This is a genomic window from Vibrio glycogenivorans (genome assembly GCF_051660965.1).
GTDB lineage: Bacteria > Pseudomonadota > Gammaproteobacteria > Enterobacterales > Vibrionaceae > Vibrio.
In genome coordinates, this window is the sequence record NZ_JBPVIS010000001.1 from 67840 (window position 1) to 86376 (window position 18537).

An 18537-nucleotide genomic window follows, 5' to 3' on the forward strand; every position below is an offset into this window, starting at 1 on the left:
AATTTTAACCTGTTATGGATTGAGGGAGTGTTGGCCAAGGAAGTTGCCATGGCTGGTGCCACTGTGTAATCGCGATTTTTACTGGCTCGGCTCGCCACAATTCACCGAGTGAATATTGAGTTGGGTCAACGCAAAAGCGGTGCTGCTCACCAAGGTATTCAAACCCCAAGCTGTACGCATGCAAATAGCCTCTATCAGCCTGACTACTTGGCGCGTAGATAGGGTCACCGACAATCGCAGAGCCAACGGACTTGAGTGCCACGCGTATTTGATGAGTCTTGCCCGTATACGGCTTACACAAAAACACTCGCTGGCCAGGCTCGCCTGGCTTTGAAAAGAACTGCGTCACCGCTGGGTTTTCTTGACTGGTGTTGAGCTTCCACGCCGAACGCCTTGAGCGGCTCATATCACCACACACCAACCCCTGCTTTTTCTTGGGTTTTTTATCACCGATTGCAAGATAGAACTTGTCTACCTTACGCTTGGCAAACAGCTCAGCCAGTGCTGCGGCTGACGTACTGGTTTTGGCCAACAGCAACAGACCAGAGGTCATCTTATCCAACCGATGGACAAGGAATAACTTAGGGCACCCAATTGCGGTCGCAACGGACTCTACCAACATGGTCTCCCCGTCATCTTTGTGCACCGATACATTGGGATGCTTATTGATAACAACGAAATCCGCTGTCTCAGAAACTATATCAAACATAAACCCTCTCGAACTGGGTTGTGGAGTATATAGATATACCGCTGAATGAGCACGTAAAAGTCATTCTTATCTTGGCTGAATAGAGTATATTATGAGGGTCGCGTTTTGGCTTGCAGGGATTCATGAGCACTTTCTACAGTTTTTTTACCTTTTCACTGATTGGCATCTATTGGTTTCTTGTCGCCGGTGTCACCTTACGCGTTGTACTCAAGCGCCGAGCCGTTAGTGTTTCACTCGCCTGGTTGATGATCATTTACATCGTGCCGGTTGTCGGTGTGATTGCCTACTTCATGTTTGGCGAGCTCAACCTCGGTCGTAAGCGTGCTGAGCGTACACGCGAGATGTTCACGCCCTTTGAGCAGTGGTTTAAATTGCTCAATGAATGTCAGGCGCATGTCCCCGAGCAAATGAATGATCATATCACCTCAATTGATAAGTTGTGTAACCACCGTATGGGGATCCCAGCCCTATGTGGCAACAGTCTACAGCTGAAAACCGACCCTGACGTGATCTTAAAAGCGATCATTGATGACATTCACCAAGCCAAGACCTCCATCAAGATGGTGTTTTATATCTGGCACCCAGGCGGGATGGCGGATGCGGTCGCTAGTGCCCTAATTCAAGCCAAAAAACGGGGGGTCGACATCAAAGTCATGCTCGACTCTGCTGGCAGTCCGCGCTTTTTCCGCAGTTCTTGGTATCGAATGATGAAGGATGCTGGCATAGAGGTAAAGCAAGCGCTAGGCGTCAAGCCTTGGCGTATGTTCCTACGTCGGCTTGATTTGCGCCAGCATCGCAAAATCATTGTGATTGATGATGAGATCGCCTACACAGGCTCCATGAATCTCGTCGACCCACGCTATTTTAAGCAAAATTCTGGGGTCGGACAGTGGATTGATATGATGGTGCGCGTCAGTGGCCCAACGGTCAACGTGCTCTCAGCTATTCACAGTTGGGACTGGGAAGTCGAAACGGGCGATCGCTCAATGCCGAATATTCCTGAGTGCCCGTTAATTGAGCCTGAGAGGCCTCTGCCAATTCAGGTTGTCCCCTCAGGCCCAGGGATGCCAGATACCCTGATTTCTCAAGTCTTAACCCTGGCAATCCACCAGGCTAGGCAAAGAGTGCGTATCACCACGCCTTATTTTGTCCCCAGCGCCGATCTCACTGACACACTAAAGATGACCGCCCAGCGTGGCATTGATGTCGAGCTGATCATTCCACATAAGAATGACTCCATCATGGTGCAGTGGGCCTCGCGAGCCTTTTACACTGAACTGCTCGCCGCCGGGGTCAAAATCCACAAATTCGATGGTGGTCTACTGCACACCAAATCGGTCGTGGTGGATGATCAGTTCTGTATCGTGGGCACCGTCAATATGGATATGCGCAGCCTATGGCTCAATTTCGAGGTATCACTTGCGATTGAAGACCGTGAGTTCACCGAAAAGATGCATCAGCTACAAGACAGTTACGTTGAGCAATCTTACCAAGTGGACTTGATGCAGTGGCAAAAGCGCCCAATCATGCATCGCTTCCTTGAAAGGTTCTTTTATCTGTTCAATCCACTTCTGTAGCCAGGGCTTGCATTATTTTGGTTTTATGAGAAGGTGCTGACTATAAGTAACCTCAAGTGAATAAAGGAATTTCAATGTCTGAAGGCAAAAAAACTATACTCGTCACCGCAGGAAGAGACAAAAAATGGACTCATGGTGTAGTCAACCCACCGGTTCAGCGTGCTTCGACCATTGTGTTTGATTCGGTTGCAGAGAAGCAACAGGCCGCACTCAAGCGCACTGATAAGACATTATTCTATGGACGCCGTGGCACCGAGACTCACTTCGCTCTGCAAGATGCAATGGTCAAGATTGAAGGCGGTGCTGGCTGTGCCCTCTACCCTTGTGGCACGGCGGCAATCACCTCTGCGATTCTGTCTTTTGTTGAGAGTGGTGACCACATCTTGATGGTTGATACCTGTTACGAGCCTACGCGCGACTTTTGTGAAGTCATGCTCAAAAAGATGGGAGTTGAGACCAGCTATTACCCACCTGAGGTGGGCGCTGGCATCCGTGACTACATCAAGCCAAACACCAAGGTCCTGTTTACTGAATCCCCTGGTTCAATCACCATGGAAGTGCAAGACGTACCAACCCTAGCAAGCATTGCGCATGAGCACGACATTATCGTTATGCTTGACAATACGTGGGCTGCGGGTGTGAACTTCAAACCATTTGAGCACGGCGTGGACATCTCTATCCAAGCCGCGACCAAATACATTGTTGGTCACTCAGATGTGATGCTCGGCACGGCTGTGGCGTCAGAGAAATACTGGGACCAACTGCGCGAGCAAAGCTATCTGTTAGGACAGTGCGTATCACCAGATGATGCCTACCTTGGTCTGCGCGGCCTGCGCACCATGGACGTACGCCTTAAGCAGCATGCTGAAAGCAGCCTGAAAGTCGCCCAGTGGTTGGCATCTCGCCCAGAAGTAGACCATGTTCGTCACCCCGCGCTAGAGACGTGTCCTGGTCACGAGTTCTTTAAACGTGATTTCACCGGCGGCAACGGCTTGTTCTCGTTCGTCCTCAAAACATCAAATAGCAAAGCCACTACCGCCCTTCTCGATGGCATGGAACACTTTAGCATGGGTTACTCATGGGGCGGCTTCGAGAGCTTGATCTTAGCTAACGAGCCAAATAGCTTTAACAGCCTACGCACCATCGCCAACCCAAATTTCTCCGGCACCCTAATCCGCCTCCACATCGGCCTTGAAGATGTAGAAGACTTGCTGCGTGACCTAGAAAAGGGGTTAGAGCGTTACAACGCAGTAATTCTCGAAGACCTGGCTGCAGTGTAAAACACAGGTTCGAGGGGCGGGTACGCTGCGCTACGAGTTTCGAGGAGTTTGGTGGTGGTTGTCAGGTCTGCGCACCTAACCAACAACGCAGAACCCCTCGCGCCCCGAAGGGCAAAGCCCGCCCCCGCTCCTCGCCCCTTTTGTTATCGAGGGTATTGCTCAAACATTTTTTGGACTTGCTCGGCGATGAACTTTTCTCGGTCGGCGGGCTTCATGGTTTCTCTGAGTTGACGTTGCGACACTGAACGCCACACCACCTCATTGCTCTCGCTATCAACAAGGTCGACGGCAATCTTACCGTATTTAATCTCAGTCACGCGCGTTGGTGTACTGGCGCCAAAGCCGTAACCAAAACCGCTGCGACGACTACCGCTACCGACACCAACACTGAACGTCGGGCCATCAGCGCGCAGCTCTGACGCTTCTAAAATATCAAAGCGCACCATCAGATCGTTACTGTCGTCTGTGCGCTCGAGACCCTTGAGACTCAGCTCTCTATCTACCGCCTGTTGAATGCGACGGCCATCAAGGCCTAGCGGCTCGCCACCAGCGTCCTCAAACTGGTAGGTCTGATAACTGGCGAAGTTGGCACTCGCGTTGTAGTCGGTGGCAACACTTGACGCGCAACCTGCGACGACCAGCGTCACCAGAGTAGCGATGGACATTTTTTTGAGTGATTTTAGCATCACGCAACCTCTTAATTTTATTTCACTAACTTAATCATACGCAATTATGAGCTAAGTAAAGCAGCCTATGGCCATGAAACTGTCAGCAAAAGTCTAGGAGCGACAAAAACAGTCAAGATCGTGGTCATTGACCACACCAACGGCCTGAAGATAGGCGTACACTATGGTGCTGCCGACAAATTTAAAGCCGCGCTTCTTTAAGTCTTTGGCGATGGTATCTGACAGGGCGGTAGTGGCTGGAGGGAAGTTTTCACTACTGCGATTATCCACGATTTGGTGATCAACAAATCCCCATAGGTAGCGAGCAAAACTGCCAAACTCCTCCTGCACCAACAGAAATAGTTTGGCGTTGTTGATGGCCGCTTCAATCTTACCGCGATGACGAATAATGCCTGTATCTTGCAACAGCTGTTCTACTTTAAGCTCATCAAATTTGGACACCAATCTCGGGTCAAAGTTCGCAAAGGCTTGGCGATAGCCTTCGCGACGCTTGAGAATCGTGTACCAACTGAGTCCAGCCTGCGCCGATTCAAGCACAAGAAACTCAAATAAACGTAGATCGTCTGTTACCGGACGCCCCCACTCATTATCGTGATACGCCACATAATCCGGTTTACTCTCATCTACCCACTGGCATCGTTTCATTATTTTGTCCTACTTACTCCTAAGCGCTTGATTGCGCCAACGATGCCGGCATAGTATCACGCAGTTACAGGAACCTTAACCTTGTGCATCAAGCGATAAAGAACCGGCACCACAATCAAGGTCAACACCGTCGCAAAACCCAACCCAAACATGATAGTCACCGCCATTGGCTTAAAGAAGATATCTGGCAGCAGCGGTACCATGCCGAGAATTGTGGTGATGGCCGCCATACACACAGGACGCACACGACTTAGCGCCGCATCCACCACCGCACTATACGGCTCCTTGCCTGACTCAATCTCAATATTGATCTGATCAAGCAGGACGATGCCGTTTTTCAAGATCATGCCTGAGAGGCTCAAAAAGCCAAGCAGCGCCATAAAGCCAAACGGGGTATTGAGCACCAGTAAGCCGGTCGTCACCCCAATCAGGGCCAGCGGCACCGTACACCACACAATAATTGGTTCTCTGACCGTGTTAAATAAGAACACCGTGATCAAGAACATAAACAGATAGCCGAGCGGCATAGTGGTGAATAGAGACTCTTGTGCGTCACCCGAGGACTCATACTCACCTCCCCACTCGAACGAGTAACCCGGAGGTAACTCAATCGCCTCTATTTGCGGTTGCAAACGCGCCTGTAAGGTCGCGGCCGTCTCTTCGCCGAGTAAGTCAGGGTCTGCCATCACGGTTAGCATACGCTTACGATTCTTGCGCACAATAATGGGATCTTCCCAATAGGTGTCATAGCCGAGTGCCACTTGCTGTAGCGGGATATATTCCGACTGAGCCGGACTCCAGATCTTCATCCCCTCAACACTGCGAATATCAACCCGCTCGTTCTCTGGCAACCTCGCCACTATTGGCATCAAGGTGGTGCCATCACGGTAGATACCGACCGACTTACCCGAGAACGACATATTAAGAATGTCATCGACATCCGACTTGGTGACACCGTAACGACGAGCCTGACTCTCGTTGAACTGAGGCTCTAGTACCATGGTGCGCTCTCGCCAGTCATGGCGAATATTGGTCGCACCCGGATCAGCATGCATAATGTCGGCGACTTGCGCTGCAATGCGGCGCAGCTCTGTTGGGTCAGAGCCGATGATCCGCGCTTCAATCTTAGCACCGCCACCGGGCCCTAACTCGATTTGCTTGAGTTTATAGTTGATTTGCGGGTAGTTAAGTTCAACGTGCTCTCTGAAACGCACCATCAAGGGTTCCAGGTTGATATAGTCATCCACACGCGTCGTGATCTCACCATAAGCGGCATAGCTTTTCTCTGGCGCGTAGGTCAGCATAAATCGCTGCAAACCCTTACCTGCTGTGGTGGTGATGTGCTCAACGTGATCTTGGCTGGCAATCCACTCCTCTAACGCCTGCAGTTGCTCATTGGTGGCGCGGATGTCTGTGCCCTCAGGCATCCAGATATCTACTTGGAACATTGGTGTAGTCGAAGAAGGGAAAAAGGACTGCTTAACGAAAGTGAAGCCGTAGATACTCGCAGCTAATCCCGCAAATAACACAATCACGGTGACCCAAGCTCGGCGCATGCAGAACTCGAGGAAATTTTTGTACACCACAAAAATCATCCCATTGTAAGGGTCGTGATCCTCTGACGCTTCAGGCACTTTCTGTCCTTTAAAAAACATATCGGCAAAAAATGGTGTTAAAGAAATAGCAGTAAACCAACTCAACATCAGGGAGATAAGCAGCACCGTGAACAATGTGCCACAGTACTCGCCTGTCGCGTCTTGAGAAAGACCGATTGGCGCAAATGCCGTTACGGCAATAATGGTGGCGCCTAGTAAAGGCCATTTAGTTTGCGTCACGATATCGGTCGCGGCTTGAAGCCGAGTTCGGCCTTTTTGCGTGCCGATCAAAATACCCTCCACCACCACAATCGCATTATCCACCAGCATCCCCAGCGCGATAACCAACGCTCCCAATGAAATCCTTTGCAGCTCAATCCCCTGGTATTGCATAAAGATAAAGGTGCCCAGCACTGTGAGGAGCAAGATGAGCCCAATCAAGATCCCTGAGCGTAGTCCCATAAAGAACAGCAGAACCACGATCACGATACCGACGGCTTGCGCTAAGCTGATCACAAAACCACTGACTGATTTATCAACTTCTGTTGGCTGGCTATAGACCCTATCAATCTCAATGCCCACCGGCTGTTGAAACTTAAGCTCGGCCAATTTGCGGTCGAACGCTTTACCAATCTCAACCACGTTGACCCCTTGAGCAAAAGAGATCCCAACGTTGAGCGCGGTTTTCCCGTTGAAACTGATAATGTTGGAGGGCACTTCGACAAAACCGCGCTTGATATCCGCAACGTCGCGCAAGTAAATCAGGCCATCCGAGCCCCCACCGGTTAAGATCAAGTCCCCAAGTTGATCAACGTCTTTAAACTCACCAGTAGGGTGAATGCGTATATACTCGCTGCCAATCCGCACCGCCCCCGCATCAGAGACAATGTTTTGGGTAGCAAGCAAATTAAACACTGTGTCTGGTGCTAGGCCCAAGGTGCTCATCTTCTTCATCGAGATCTCAATAAACACCTGCTCTTGCTGATCGCCCGAGACCGAAACTTTACTCACTCCCTCAACCAGCTCCAGCTCTCGCCGCAAATAATCAATATAATCGAGCAGCTCTTTGTAGGAGTAGCCCTCACCGGTAATGGCCAGCAAGATACCAAACACGTCACCGAAATCATCAATCACTTGGGGATCATTAACTCCAGGGGGGAGCTGTGGGGCTAAGTCGTTGACCTTACGCCGCAGCTCATCCCAGATCTGGGGTAAATCATCCGGTCCGTAGTTGTTCTTCATCGTGACGGTGATCTGAGACAGACCTCGGCTGGAGATTGAGTTGACCTCATCCACGTAAGAGAGCTGCTGGATAGCTTTCTCTATCGGATAGGTCACCTCCTCTTCGACTTCTTGAGGTGTTGCTCCGGGATACGAGGTTACCACCATGGCATCTTTAATGGTGAACGCTGGATCCTCTAGTCGGCCAAGACCGAAAAACGCCGCCGTACCACCAATTAGAAAAATCAATGAGATCATCCAACTGATCACACGGTTGCGAATAAAATACGCCGCTATACCAGTAACCTGATCATCCCCTTCCATCGCCTGCTTGGGCAAACTCTCCTCACTCATTACCAGCCTCCCGCTGCTTGTGTGGTTCGATCACATCGACTTTCATTCCATCACGCAGTCGTGATAGCCCTGCTATCACTATCTGCTCGCCCTGGGTTAGACCAGACAAAATCTGTAGATTATTTAGCGAGGCATTGCCTACCACCACCTGTCGTTTGGCCACGCTATCACCCTCTAGCACCCAAACAAACTTGTTAGCGCGATCTAGGCTGTCACCATCGGCATTAAACACCGCTTCAATCGGCACTTTTAAGCCAGCATTGAGGTTAAGCGAGGTCTCCTGGGCATCGGACGTTACCTCAACGGCCATCCCATCCAAGATCACCTCATTGTCTGGCATCGGCAAAGAGAGCGTGACAGAAAAGGTGCCAGAGTCGGGGTCGGGTTGGGTGGTGAACTCCTTGACTCGCGCATCGTATTCGTTGCCACTTGGCACTCGAACCTGCGCTTGGATGCGACTGAGCATTTCTGTGGTGGGCTTTTTCTGATAGAGCTGGTCGGGCAGTTGGATCAACACCTCAACGGTATCAATACTGTGGACATTGACAATAAACTGACCCACCTGAATATTCTCAAACTGATCGACCGACACGCGTGACACAATGCCTTCCATCGGTGAGCGCAGCGTGGTGAAAGACAGACGCAATTCGGCCAAATCGAGTTCAGCTTTGGCAATTTGGCGCTCTGCGGCGATTTCATCAAACTGGGACTGAGCCAAAAGGCCCTTAGCAACGAGAGGTTTTGAGCGGCGTACTTGACTGTCGATTACCGCAAAGCGTGCCTTGGCGTTATCGACATCAATCTTGTAATCGGTGGGGTCAATCATGGCAATCACATCACCCGCCTTGACTAAGTCGCCCTCCTTGACCGCAAGGGAGCTTACTTCACCCGCAACTCGAAAACTCAAATGGGAGCGGTCCGCTGCATGCGCTACCGCAGGAAAGTATAAGTTATCAATCTCTTGGTTAAGCCCAACGGCAACCACTGAGACCTTAGGCACAAACGGGCGTGGTTCAACTGTAGGCCGCTCACACCCCACCAGTACAGCGCAGGCCGCCAAGACTGAGCAAATAGACGTGTAGTTCATATTACAACCCTCGCTCCTTCACCCATGGGCGAACCTTAATCCCATCTTCTAAGCCAGCAATGCCAGAGACCACTATCTGATCGCCATCATTGAGGCCTGATATCACGTGACGGCGCGCATCCAACTCCACTGGGATACGCTTTACAATGCCATTGTCATTAACGCGCCATACGTAGTTTTCACCATTACTCTCTTCGATGGAGGTCAAAGGAACTCGGCTGGCGGATGATTGCGGCGCGACTAGGGTGACGCTACCCGCCATACCCGGTAAAACGCCAATGTCATCCGGGCGCTCCATCACCATGGTGACCTTGTATGAGCCTGTTGTAGGGTCAGCCTCAGTATCAATCTCCTGAAAAGTCACCGGGAAACTAGCATCGGGAAACGCGTCAAAGCGCATCGTCGACTCAATATTCGCGCCTTGGGTATAGCGACTAAGCAATTGGTCCGGTAGCTGGAACACAATTTTGAGTAGCTGGTTGGTCTGGATATTCATCACCCCCTCTTGGGCGGCAACAAATTCATGATTTTCTGCAGGAACGATTGATATCGTGCCGTCATAAGGCGCGACCAGCATAGTGTAGCCGACGTTGGCCTTGGCTTGATTGAGAGTGGCACGCGCAACGTTGAGATTCGCTTTGGCCTCATCATAGTCTTGCTCTGAGACCACTTTATCTTTGCGTAGCTTGGCATTGCGCTGGAACTGCACATTCGCCAGGTTGAAATTGGCCTGCGCTTGCTTAGCAATCAGGGTGTATTCATCGGGGTTGAGCTGAGCGAGAATATCGCCTTTTTTCACCTCTTGCCCTGCCAGCACATCGATACTCATCAGCAGTCCCGGCACACGAAAAGCCAGTACCGCGCGATCCCCTGCCTCAGACACCGCCGGAAAGCTGCGCTCAAAACGACTATTTCCCACTGAAACCACCGTCATCTTGACGGGACGAGATTCTGGCTCGGGAACGGGGGGTAACTCTTTACCGCAACCGGTGGCAACCGCGCAACTCGCCACCAGCAAAAAATACTTTTTCAACATGGCCGATCCAATCTTTGTTTAAATCCTTGTCCCAACAAAGATAGACGCGCAAATGGGGATTATCTAGTTAACAGGCTGTTACTTTTCTCAGATATTCCGATACTTATAAAAACAGGGGCGGGGTTCGGGGACGGGCGATGCCCTTCGAGAATCGAGTAGTCTTACGCACGAATCGATATTAACGAACAAACAAGGGGTCATATGGTAGGAAGCACGTTTTCGGTATCTGGATTCAACAATAGGGATCGGTGACGAGAACCCGCTCCTCGAAGCAACGCGTCCTCGCTCCCCGCCCCTGTTCTGTTAGAGTTTGGAAAACTCCCGATCAAACTTAAATCGGTCTGACGTCACATAACCCTCAATCTTAGTGACTCGCTGCTCGACGGAGTCTAAGTCTCGTGCGACGGTGCGCAACAGGTCGCTTGGGTTGGTGCCGCGCTGCCAGGCTTTGCTTTTTAGTGTGTGGTCTTTTTTCTCTTCCCAGTGGGATTGAAAGCCGCTTGGCTGCTTCTCTATCATCAATGACATGGCAACATACGCGACTAACACTAAAAAGGCAGCGCCTAGTAAAGCCATGGTAATCACAACAATTCGTACCAACCAAACCTCAACGTTGAAGTAATTGGCTAGACCGGCACACACGCCGGTCAGTTTGCCGTTAATCGGGTCACGGTACAGCTCTTTACGCATCATAACGTCGCCTCCATTCCGGCGTCTCACTGTCGAGTACACGCTCTAGGTAAGAAACACGTTGCTTGAGTTTATCGGCCCTATGCGATAACTGCTGCAGCTGCTCAAGGTCATCACTCGATAGCCCCTCCGCCGTGTGTTTTTTACTGCGGTAGTGAAGAAACAGCCACAAAGGAGCCACAAAGATCATAAACAGAACCAGTGGCGCTGAGATAAAAAATGAACTCATATTATTTTGACTCCTTCTCGTTTAATTCTTGTTTGAGTTTGGCCAACTCTTTCTCAATTTCATCCTCGACTTCAAGCTCCATAAACTCTTGCTCGAGATCGCGTGACGACTGAGTATCTAAGTGCAAGTCTGCTTCTGCTTCAAGCTCATCAATACGACGAGAGAATTGCTCGAACTTGTCCATCGTCTCGCGGGTTTTACGCGAGTTCAAGTGTTGCTGAACGTCTTTGCGATTGACCGCCGTTTTAACTCGGATCATCAGTGCCTGTTGTTTGGCCCGCGTCTCGACGATTTTGCTCTCAAGCTTATCAATCTCGGTTTTCAATTTATCAATGTTCTCATCAACCAGCAGCTGCTCATCGAGTAACGTTTTGTGTACCTCGGTGACTTTCTGTTTTTCCATCAGCGCTGCTCTAGCCAGATCCTCGCGGTTCTTGGTCAGTGCCAAGGTGGCTTTGGCCTGCCAATCACGGACCTGCGCCTCAACCATCTCAATCCGGCGGCTGAGCTCTTTCTTGTCGGCAATCGCTTTAACCAAATTACTGCGCACCTCGACCAAGGTGTCTTCCATCTCTTGGATGATCAGACGGATCATCTTTTCTGGATCTTCCGCCTTATCAAGCAAGGCACTAATGTTTGAGTTAATGATGTCGGTGAATCGTGAAAAAATGCCCATAGTGGTTCCCCTTTTTGTTGCTGTTGACCCTCTAGGTCACTAAATAGATAACCTGGATACCTGTTGTTGATTTAGCCAGAAGTATGCCAACTTTTTTATGCTCATTAATACAGCAACTTAACTAGAAAAAAGACTCTTACTCCCTACCTAGCATGGTTAATTTGGCCTATTATTGGCTAAAACCACCACAAAAAGGTTAATTTATGCTTCCTAATATCCGCGGCAGTTCTAGCGCTATTTTGGCGGTGCTCGATCAGGTTTCACGCCTAGCAACCATCGATCGCCCAGTGTTAATCGTTGGCGAGCGCGGAACCGGCAAAGAGTTGGTGGCTCAGCGTCTGCATTATCTTTCCAAGCGCTGGGATCAAGCTCTGGTGTCAATGAACTGCTCTGCCCTCTCTGAGGGGCTGATCGACTCTGAGCTGTTTGGCCATGAAGCTGGAGCCTTTACTGGTGCGAGTAAACGTCATATGGGTCGCTTTGAGCGTGCAGAGCGAGGCAGTCTATTTCTTGACGAGCTGGGGACGATGCCACTGACGGTGCAGGAGAAGCTGCTGCGCGTGATTGAGTATGGTCAGTATGAGCGAGTCGGTGGCTCAAGCCTCATGACAGCTGATGTACGTTTGATTTGCGCGACCAATGCCGATCTGCCCAAGGCATGCCAAAATGGTGATTTTCGCCCTGATTTACTCGACCGGCTCGCCTTTGATGTCATTCACCTTCCGCCGCTGCGCGTTCGTCAAGATGATGTCTTTGAGCTCGCCGAGCATTTTGCGATCAAGATGTGTCATGAGTTAGGACTGGCGTATTTCACCGGTTTCTCTGCCAGCGCGCAAAGCCAATTACTTGACTATCCCTGGCCGGGTAACGTGCGCGAGCTAAAAAATGTCATTGAGCGCGCCATCTATCAGCATGGTAATGCGAATGAGCCGGTCTCCCATCTTGTACTTGACCCTTTTAACTCGCCGTGGGAAACGCCTAAGCAATTGTCGGATCGGGAATCATCAGATCAAGCGCCCATAAGTAATCTACACCCCGCAGAACACTCAGTGGTTGTCACTGACACTACAGACACCGTGCTGCCCATTGACTTGAAGGCCCACTTGTTGGAAAAAGAGCTCCAATTGGTCAAGCAAGCATTGGTTAAATCCCAGTTTAATCAAAGACAAGCAGCAAGCCTTCTCGGTTTAAGCTATGATCAAATACGTGGCTTGGTAAGAAAGCACGGCTTAAGTAAAGTCAGCCAGTCATAGTCCAACTGTTTGTGTCATAACCAAAAACTAAGGTTAGGTGACAAATTTGTTAGCCTTTCCTTAAATGATTAGGGCATAATCGATCACTTATCTCATTTTTATCTGTTTGCGCTATGAAAGCACTGACTCGTTTGACATTCGCCCTAGTTGGGGCCAGCACACTCGCTGGATGCGGGAAGCCGATCGAACACACAAAAATCCGCCAGCATGGGTTTACGTTTTGTGGTCAAGGGGTTCCTGAAACCTTCAATCCACAACTGGTTGATCACGGCATCACTGCCGAAGCAATCAGCCCGCAGCTGTTTGATACCTTACTGGTGCTAGACACGGAGTCCTATCAACCGCAGGCTAATATCGCCACTCACTGGAGCACCAACGCCGAACGCACCGAGTACGTTTTCCATCTGCGTGATGATGTTGAGTTTCAAACCACCCAATGGTTCACTCCAAGTCGGCCGCTCAATGCCGATGATGTGGTGTTTAGTTTCGAGCGTATCATTGATAGTCAGCACCCATTTCATTACACCGGGGGTGGACTCTACCCTTGGTTCAGTAGTATCAATTTTGCCGGTCTAGTTGACTCGGTTGAGTCCCTCGACTCGCACACGGTCATCTTCCGCCTGAGCCGCCCGGATAATGCGTTTTTGTCTAATATCGCCACCTCATTTGCGGTGATACACTCCGAGGAGTACGCACGGACACTTGAGATCACCGATAACAAACATCAACTGGACAGCCATCCGATTGGCACCGGTCCATTTTATCTCGACGAGCACCAGATCAATGACTTGGTTCGCCTCAAACGTCACGATGGCTATTGGAATGGTCCGGCTAAGATGGAGCAAGTGGTGTTTGATATCTCAGTGCGCGGCACCGGTACCTTGGCAAAATTGCTAAGGAAAGAGTGCGATGTGCTGACCTCCCCCATCTCAAGCCAGCTACCTGTGATAGAGCAGCAAGACGAGTTGGTTCTCGAAACCAAGCCTGCGATGAATGTGGCCTACATCTCGGTATATACCCAGCACCCAGCGCTCAGCGATCCGCGTGTACGCAAGGCCTTGAGCCTAGCCATCAATCGGGAAAATATCCTCGATTCAGTCTATTACGGCACGGGCACCCAAGCCTACACCCTATTACCGCCCAATTCTTGGGCGTATCAACAAGACACTGTTCAGGTGCGTTACGATCGTAACTATGCCCTTGGCTTGCTACGCGATGCCGGCTACGAGAGTGGACTGACTCTGGTTATGTCGGTACCACTTGAGCCCAAAGCCTATAACCCAAGCCCGAGAAAAACAGCAGAACTTATCCAAGCTAACTTTGCCGATATTGGGGTTGAGCTAAACATCATCACCGATGAGCGCTACGGCCGCAATGATGCCGCCCAAGCTGGCCGCTTCGATTTAATGCTTACCGGCTGGATTGGCGATACGGGCGACCCGGACAATTTTTTACGCCCACTACTCTCTTGTGATGCAAAACAATCCGGGGTGAACCAATCTTCATGGTGCAATCAGGATTTTGATTTTCTGATTAACCTGGCACTTGAGGTCGATAAGCCGAGGTATCGTACCAATATCTATCGTCAGGTGCAGAACCTGCTCAATCAAGAGGTACCTGTGATCCCAATCGCCCACGGCATGCACTTTCAAGCGCACCATCAATCGCTGCAAGGTTTTCGTATGAGCCCTTTTAATGTCCAACCTTTCAATGCAGTGGAGCGAGTCAAGTAATGTTTATCTACACCATTCGCCGCTTTAACCTGTTTGTGATCACCATGATGATCATTACCATGGTGGGTTTCAGTATCTTACGCCTAGACCCACTCTCGCCATGGAGCCAGGTTGATTTTTGGTCTGGTTGGCAAAGCTATCTTGGTGAGCTCATTCAGCTCAATTTTGGAGTGAGTAAGACTGGCGTGCCGGTCACTAAAGATCTGGCTAGCGTTTTTCCGGCCACTATCGAGCTGTGCCTAATGGCATTTATCTTAGCGCTTGTGGTTGGGATCCCACTTGGGACTGTGGCCGGCATGCGTCAGGGAAAGTGGCAGGATATCTCAATTTCGTTTTCAGCCATGGCGGGCCAATCTGCGCCCGTCTTTTGGGTTGCGTTGCTACTCATCATGGTACTGTCGTTGAATATGCAATGGTTTCCCGTTTCTGGGCGCTATGACCTGTTGTATGAGATCCCACACGTGACCGGCTTTGCCATCTTAGATGCATTTATGATGGAGAGCGAGTATCGCGCCTATGCCTTGCAAAGTGTGGTCGACCACTTGATCCTACCGGGTCTAGTCTTATCCCTTTCCCCTACTATGCAGCTCATCGTATTGATGCGCGCTTCAGTTGCAGAGGTGATGAAGAAAAACTACATTCGTGCAGCGCGGATCAAGGGTCTTTCTGCTTATGAGATCATCACCGAGCACGTCTTACGTAATGCTATTCCACCGATTATCCCCAAAGTCGGCGTGCACCTATCGAGCATGCTGACCCTGGCCATCATCACTGAGACCATTTTTAACTGGCCAGGTATCGGACGTTGGCTCCTCGAGGCACTGAACAATCAAGATTTTGTCGCCATTCAGGCCGGTGTGATCGTCATTGCCACCCTTGTCCTCAGTGCCAATATTCTCTCAGATCTGTTTGGCGCGATGATCAATCCACTGGTAAGGAAGGAATGGGATGCTAAGCAGTAATATCTATCAAGAAGAGAAGATCCCAACCCAGTTTGAGCGCTTTTGGCGAAGTTACCGCGCCAACAACCTGGCGATGTTCAGCCTATGGTGCTTGCTGTTTATCAGCATTATCACCCTAGGTGCCAACTGGCTGACGCCACATGACCCACAAGCTCAGTCTGGCTTTTTGCTGCTACCGCCCTCTTGGAGCCCTGAGGGCACCATCGACTACTTCTTGGGCACCGACGATCTCGGCCGCGATATCTTGTCGCGCCTGATCAAAGGGGCACAACTGACCTTTGGCGGCGCAGTCGCGATTACAGTTATCGCCGCCATTGCTGGCTCACTGATTGGTGTGCTTGCCGGAATGACCTCTGGCCTGCTCTCGAGTACCCTAAACCACTTGCTCGATACCGTGATGTCTATCCCGTCTCTGCTACTAGCAGTGATTTTCTGCGCGTTTCTTGGCTTTGGTGAGGTCACTATTCTGCTGGCCATAGGCCTGGCACTGATCCCGCGCTTTATCCGCTCGGTCTATATCTCGGTACATAACGAGATGGAAAAAGAGTATGTGATGGCCGCGCGCCTCGATGGGGCTAATCACTTCTACCTGCTCGGTAACTCTATCCTGCCCAATATTCTGCCAGTGTTTGCCGCTGAGTTTACCTTTGCTTTGTCTGCGGCCATTTTAGATATCACTGCACTGGGCTTTTTAGGGCTTGGTGCTCAGGCACCGAGTTCTGAGTGGGGTGCAATCTTGGGTGACTCGGTAGAGCTGATTTTTATCGCCCCCTGGACAGTGACGCTACCAGGGCTTGCGATCATGTTTACCGTAATCTTGATTAACTTGGTGGGCGATGGCGTTCGCCAGGCCCTCAACGCTGGAGTTGAATAATGCCGTTACTTGATATTCGACACCTAACAATAGAGATCGAAACACCGCAAGGGATTGTGCGCGCGGTTGATCGCATGAGTTTAACCCTTTCCGAGGGTGAGATCCGCGGGCTGGTGGGTGAATCAGGCTCAGGTAAAAGCTTGGTCGCCAAAGCCATTGTTGGCGTGTGTAAGGAAAACTGGCGGGTGACCGCCGATAGAATGCGCCTGGGTGATATCGACCTTTTGCAACTGACGCCCCGTGAGCGTCGTCGCGTGATTGCGCGCGAAGTCGCAATGATCTTTCAAGAGGCCTCCACCTGTTTGGACCCATCCGAGGGTATTGGTCGTCAGTTAATTGAGTCTATCCCTTCACGTATGTTTGAGGGGCGCTGGTGGGAGCGCTTTCAGTGGCGACGCAAGCAAGCGGTCGCCCTGTTACACAAAGTGGGTATCAAGGATCACAAGCGCGTCATGGACAGCTATCCGTATCAGCTCACGGATGGGGAGTGCCAAAAAATCATGATCGCGATGGCCATTGCCAACAAGCCTAAGCTACTGATTGCCGATGAACCAACCAACGATCTTGATCCCATCACTCAGTCGCAGATCTTGCGCTTACTGAGCCGGATGAACCAGTTACAAAATACCTCAATCTTGTTGATTGGCCATGACTTATCCACTATTACTCAGTGGGCACATCGCATCACGGTAATGTATTGTGGTCAATCTGTTGAGTCCGCCAGTACCAAGCGCTTAACGCAAGCGCCTAAGCACCCTTACACGTTTGCCTTGCTCAATGCGATCCCTGACTTTAGTCAGTGGGTGCCACACAAGCAAAAGCTGCAATCACTGCCAGGCTCTATTCCGCCATTGAAGCACTTACCGATCGGTTGTCGGCTGGGGCCGCGCTGCCCTTATGCTCAGCGCGATTGTGTCGAGATGCCGCGCACAACTCACCTGCGTGACCACAAGTTCGCTTGTCACTTCCCGCTCAATATCGAAAAGAAAATGGAGAAGAAAGCATGAGCGCTTTGCTTGAGGTTCAAGAGTTAACCAAACACTTCACCAACCGCTCCGGTTTTTTCCGCAAATCCGTTAAGCATGCGGTGAAGCCGGTCAGCTTCACTCTAGAAGCTGGCCAAACCATTGGCTTTATCGGTCAAAACGGCTCAGGCAAATCCACTCTAGCTCGAATGCTTGCCGGTGTGGTTGAGCCATCATCTGGCACCATCTCAGTTAATGGCGAAGAGTTGGCCCACAAGGACTTCTCTACCCGCTGCAAGCTTATTCGGATGATCTTTCAGGACCCGAATACTTCACTCAATCCACGCATTCAGATTGGTCGAATCCTAGAGGGGCCGCTAAAACGTAACACCAGCATGTCACCAGAGGCTAGGATGGCGCGTGTTAAGGCGACTTTGCTTAAAGTAGGACTACTACCGGAGCACGCCTATTTTTATCCACAAATGTTGGCCGCTGGTCAAAAGCAGCGTGTCTGTCTCGCCCGTGCGCTGGTACTGCAGCCCTCAGTGATCATTGCTGATGAGGCCCTCAACGGTCTGGATATGGCAATGCGCTCGCAGATCATTAACCTGTTTCTTGAATTGCAAGAAGAGATGGGCGTGGCGTTTGTCTATGTGTCTCAGCATATCGGCATCGTCAAACACATCACCGATAAACTGATGGTGATGCACGACGGTGAGGTGGTTGAAGCCGGTGATACGCAAGAGATTTTTGCTCATCCACAACATCCGGTGACTCAACGGCTGATTGAGAGCCACTTTAGTAAAGCTCCTGGTGTGAAATAAAGAGTCGAGAGGCGAGGACGGGGCTTTGCCCCTCGAGAGGCGAGTTGATTGTGGTCGCTGCGCCTATCGGTGAAAATAACTTTTTGTTGATCGGGGTTTGAGATCTTTTTGGTTGATCGCTATGATGTGCGGCCGATTTTC

The 18537-nt window shown here is 50.6% G+C and carries 17 protein-coding genes; 8 read left to right on the plus strand and 9 right to left on the minus strand.

Annotated features, from left to right (window positions below):
* Window positions 1–4: 4 nt before the first annotated feature.
* Complete coding sequence (locus ACSTTG_RS00305) at window positions 5–709, minus strand: TIGR01621 family pseudouridine synthase (protein WP_438473469.1); 705 nt, start codon at window positions 707–709, stop codon at window positions 5–7.
* 122 nt (window positions 710–831) lie between these two features.
* Between ACSTTG_RS00305 and cls the strand changes: the two genes are divergently transcribed.
* Together cls and ACSTTG_RS00315 are read left to right on the plus strand one after the other, a co-directional pair.
* Entirely contained in the window at window positions 832–2286 is a 1455-nt protein-coding gene (cls, locus tag ACSTTG_RS00310; RefSeq protein WP_438473470.1) for a cardiolipin synthase, read from the plus strand.
* 74 nt (window positions 2287–2360) lie between these two features.
* Window positions 2361–3566: a cystathionine beta-lyase gene (locus tag ACSTTG_RS00315; RefSeq protein WP_438473471.1), complete on the plus strand. Its 1206-nt coding sequence runs from the start codon at window positions 2361–2363 to the stop codon at window positions 3564–3566.
* Between the two features lie 143 nt (window positions 3567–3709).
* Here ACSTTG_RS00315 and ACSTTG_RS00320 read toward each other — a convergent pair whose 3' ends face one another.
* The 8 genes from ACSTTG_RS00320 to pspA form a co-directional block, all read right to left on the minus strand.
* Window positions 3710–4252: a DUF4136 domain-containing protein gene (locus tag ACSTTG_RS00320; RefSeq protein ID WP_438460110.1), complete on the minus strand. Its 543-nt coding sequence runs from the start codon at window positions 4250–4252 to the stop codon at window positions 3710–3712.
* A gap of 93 nt (window positions 4253–4345) precedes the next feature.
* Window positions 4346–4897, minus strand: coding sequence for a DNA-3-methyladenine glycosylase I (locus tag ACSTTG_RS00325; protein ID WP_438473472.1), 552 nt, complete (start codon window positions 4895–4897; stop codon window positions 4346–4348).
* Between the two features lie 56 nt (window positions 4898–4953).
* Window positions 4954–8037, minus strand: coding sequence for an efflux RND transporter permease subunit (locus ACSTTG_RS00330; RefSeq protein ID WP_438473897.1), 3084 nt, complete (start codon window positions 8035–8037; stop codon window positions 4954–4956).
* 22 nt (window positions 8038–8059) lie between these two features.
* A complete protein-coding gene (locus tag ACSTTG_RS00335) occupies window positions 8060–9154 on the minus strand; it encodes an efflux RND transporter periplasmic adaptor subunit (RefSeq protein ID WP_438460108.1) in 1095 nt (364 codons plus the stop codon).
* Window position 9155: 1 nt separating this feature from the next.
* Window positions 9156–10190: an efflux RND transporter periplasmic adaptor subunit gene (locus ACSTTG_RS00340; RefSeq protein ID WP_438460106.1), complete on the minus strand. Its 1035-nt coding sequence runs from the start codon at window positions 10188–10190 to the stop codon at window positions 9156–9158.
* A 303-nt stretch (window positions 10191–10493) separates the two neighbouring features.
* Window positions 10494–10883: an envelope stress response membrane protein PspC gene (gene pspC, locus ACSTTG_RS00345; RefSeq protein WP_438460105.1), complete on the minus strand. Its 390-nt coding sequence runs from the start codon at window positions 10881–10883 to the stop codon at window positions 10494–10496.
* Window positions 10873–11109: an envelope stress response membrane protein PspB gene (gene pspB, locus ACSTTG_RS00350; protein ID WP_438460104.1), complete on the minus strand. Its 237-nt coding sequence runs from the start codon at window positions 11107–11109 to the stop codon at window positions 10873–10875. Before pspB ends, pspC begins: the two co-directional genes overlap by 11 nt.
* Before the next feature lies 1 nt (window position 11110).
* On the minus strand, window positions 11111–11785 hold the full coding sequence (gene pspA, locus ACSTTG_RS00355) for a phage shock protein PspA (RefSeq protein WP_438473473.1): 675 nt from the start codon (window positions 11783–11785) through the stop codon (window positions 11111–11113).
* A 203-nt stretch (window positions 11786–11988) separates the two neighbouring features.
* Here pspA and pspF point away from each other — a divergent pair, with 203 nt between their 5' ends.
* From pspF to ACSTTG_RS00385, 6 genes are all read left to right on the plus strand, one after another.
* Window positions 11989–13038, plus strand: a complete 1050-nt coding sequence (gene pspF / locus ACSTTG_RS00360) for a phage shock protein operon transcriptional activator (protein ID WP_438473474.1) — start codon at window positions 11989–11991, stop codon at window positions 13036–13038.
* Window positions 13039–13151: 113 nt separating this feature from the next.
* Window positions 13152–14771, plus strand: a complete 1620-nt coding sequence (locus tag ACSTTG_RS00365; RefSeq protein ID WP_438460101.1) for an ABC transporter substrate-binding protein — start codon at window positions 13152–13154, stop codon at window positions 14769–14771.
* A complete protein-coding gene (locus tag ACSTTG_RS00370; RefSeq protein ID WP_438460100.1) occupies window positions 14771–15733 on the plus strand; it encodes an ABC transporter permease in 963 nt (320 codons plus the stop codon). The genes ACSTTG_RS00365 and ACSTTG_RS00370 overlap by 1 nt, the downstream gene beginning before the upstream one ends.
* On the plus strand, window positions 15720–16607 hold the full coding sequence (locus ACSTTG_RS00375) for an ABC transporter permease subunit (RefSeq protein ID WP_438460099.1): 888 nt from the start codon (window positions 15720–15722) through the stop codon (window positions 16605–16607). Before ACSTTG_RS00370 ends, ACSTTG_RS00375 begins: the two co-directional genes overlap by 14 nt.
* Window positions 16607–17614, plus strand: coding sequence for a peptide ABC transporter ATP-binding protein (locus ACSTTG_RS00380; RefSeq protein WP_438473475.1), 1008 nt, complete (start codon window positions 16607–16609; stop codon window positions 17612–17614). Before ACSTTG_RS00375 ends, ACSTTG_RS00380 begins: the two co-directional genes overlap by 1 nt.
* Window positions 17611–18396 carry a peptide ABC transporter ATP-binding protein gene (locus ACSTTG_RS00385; RefSeq protein WP_438460097.1) on the plus strand — a complete coding sequence of 262 codons (786 nt, stop codon included), beginning with the start codon at window positions 17611–17613 and terminating at the stop codon, window positions 18394–18396. The genes ACSTTG_RS00380 and ACSTTG_RS00385 overlap by 4 nt, the downstream gene beginning before the upstream one ends.
* The last annotated feature ends 141 nt before the right edge of the window (window positions 18397–18537 follow it).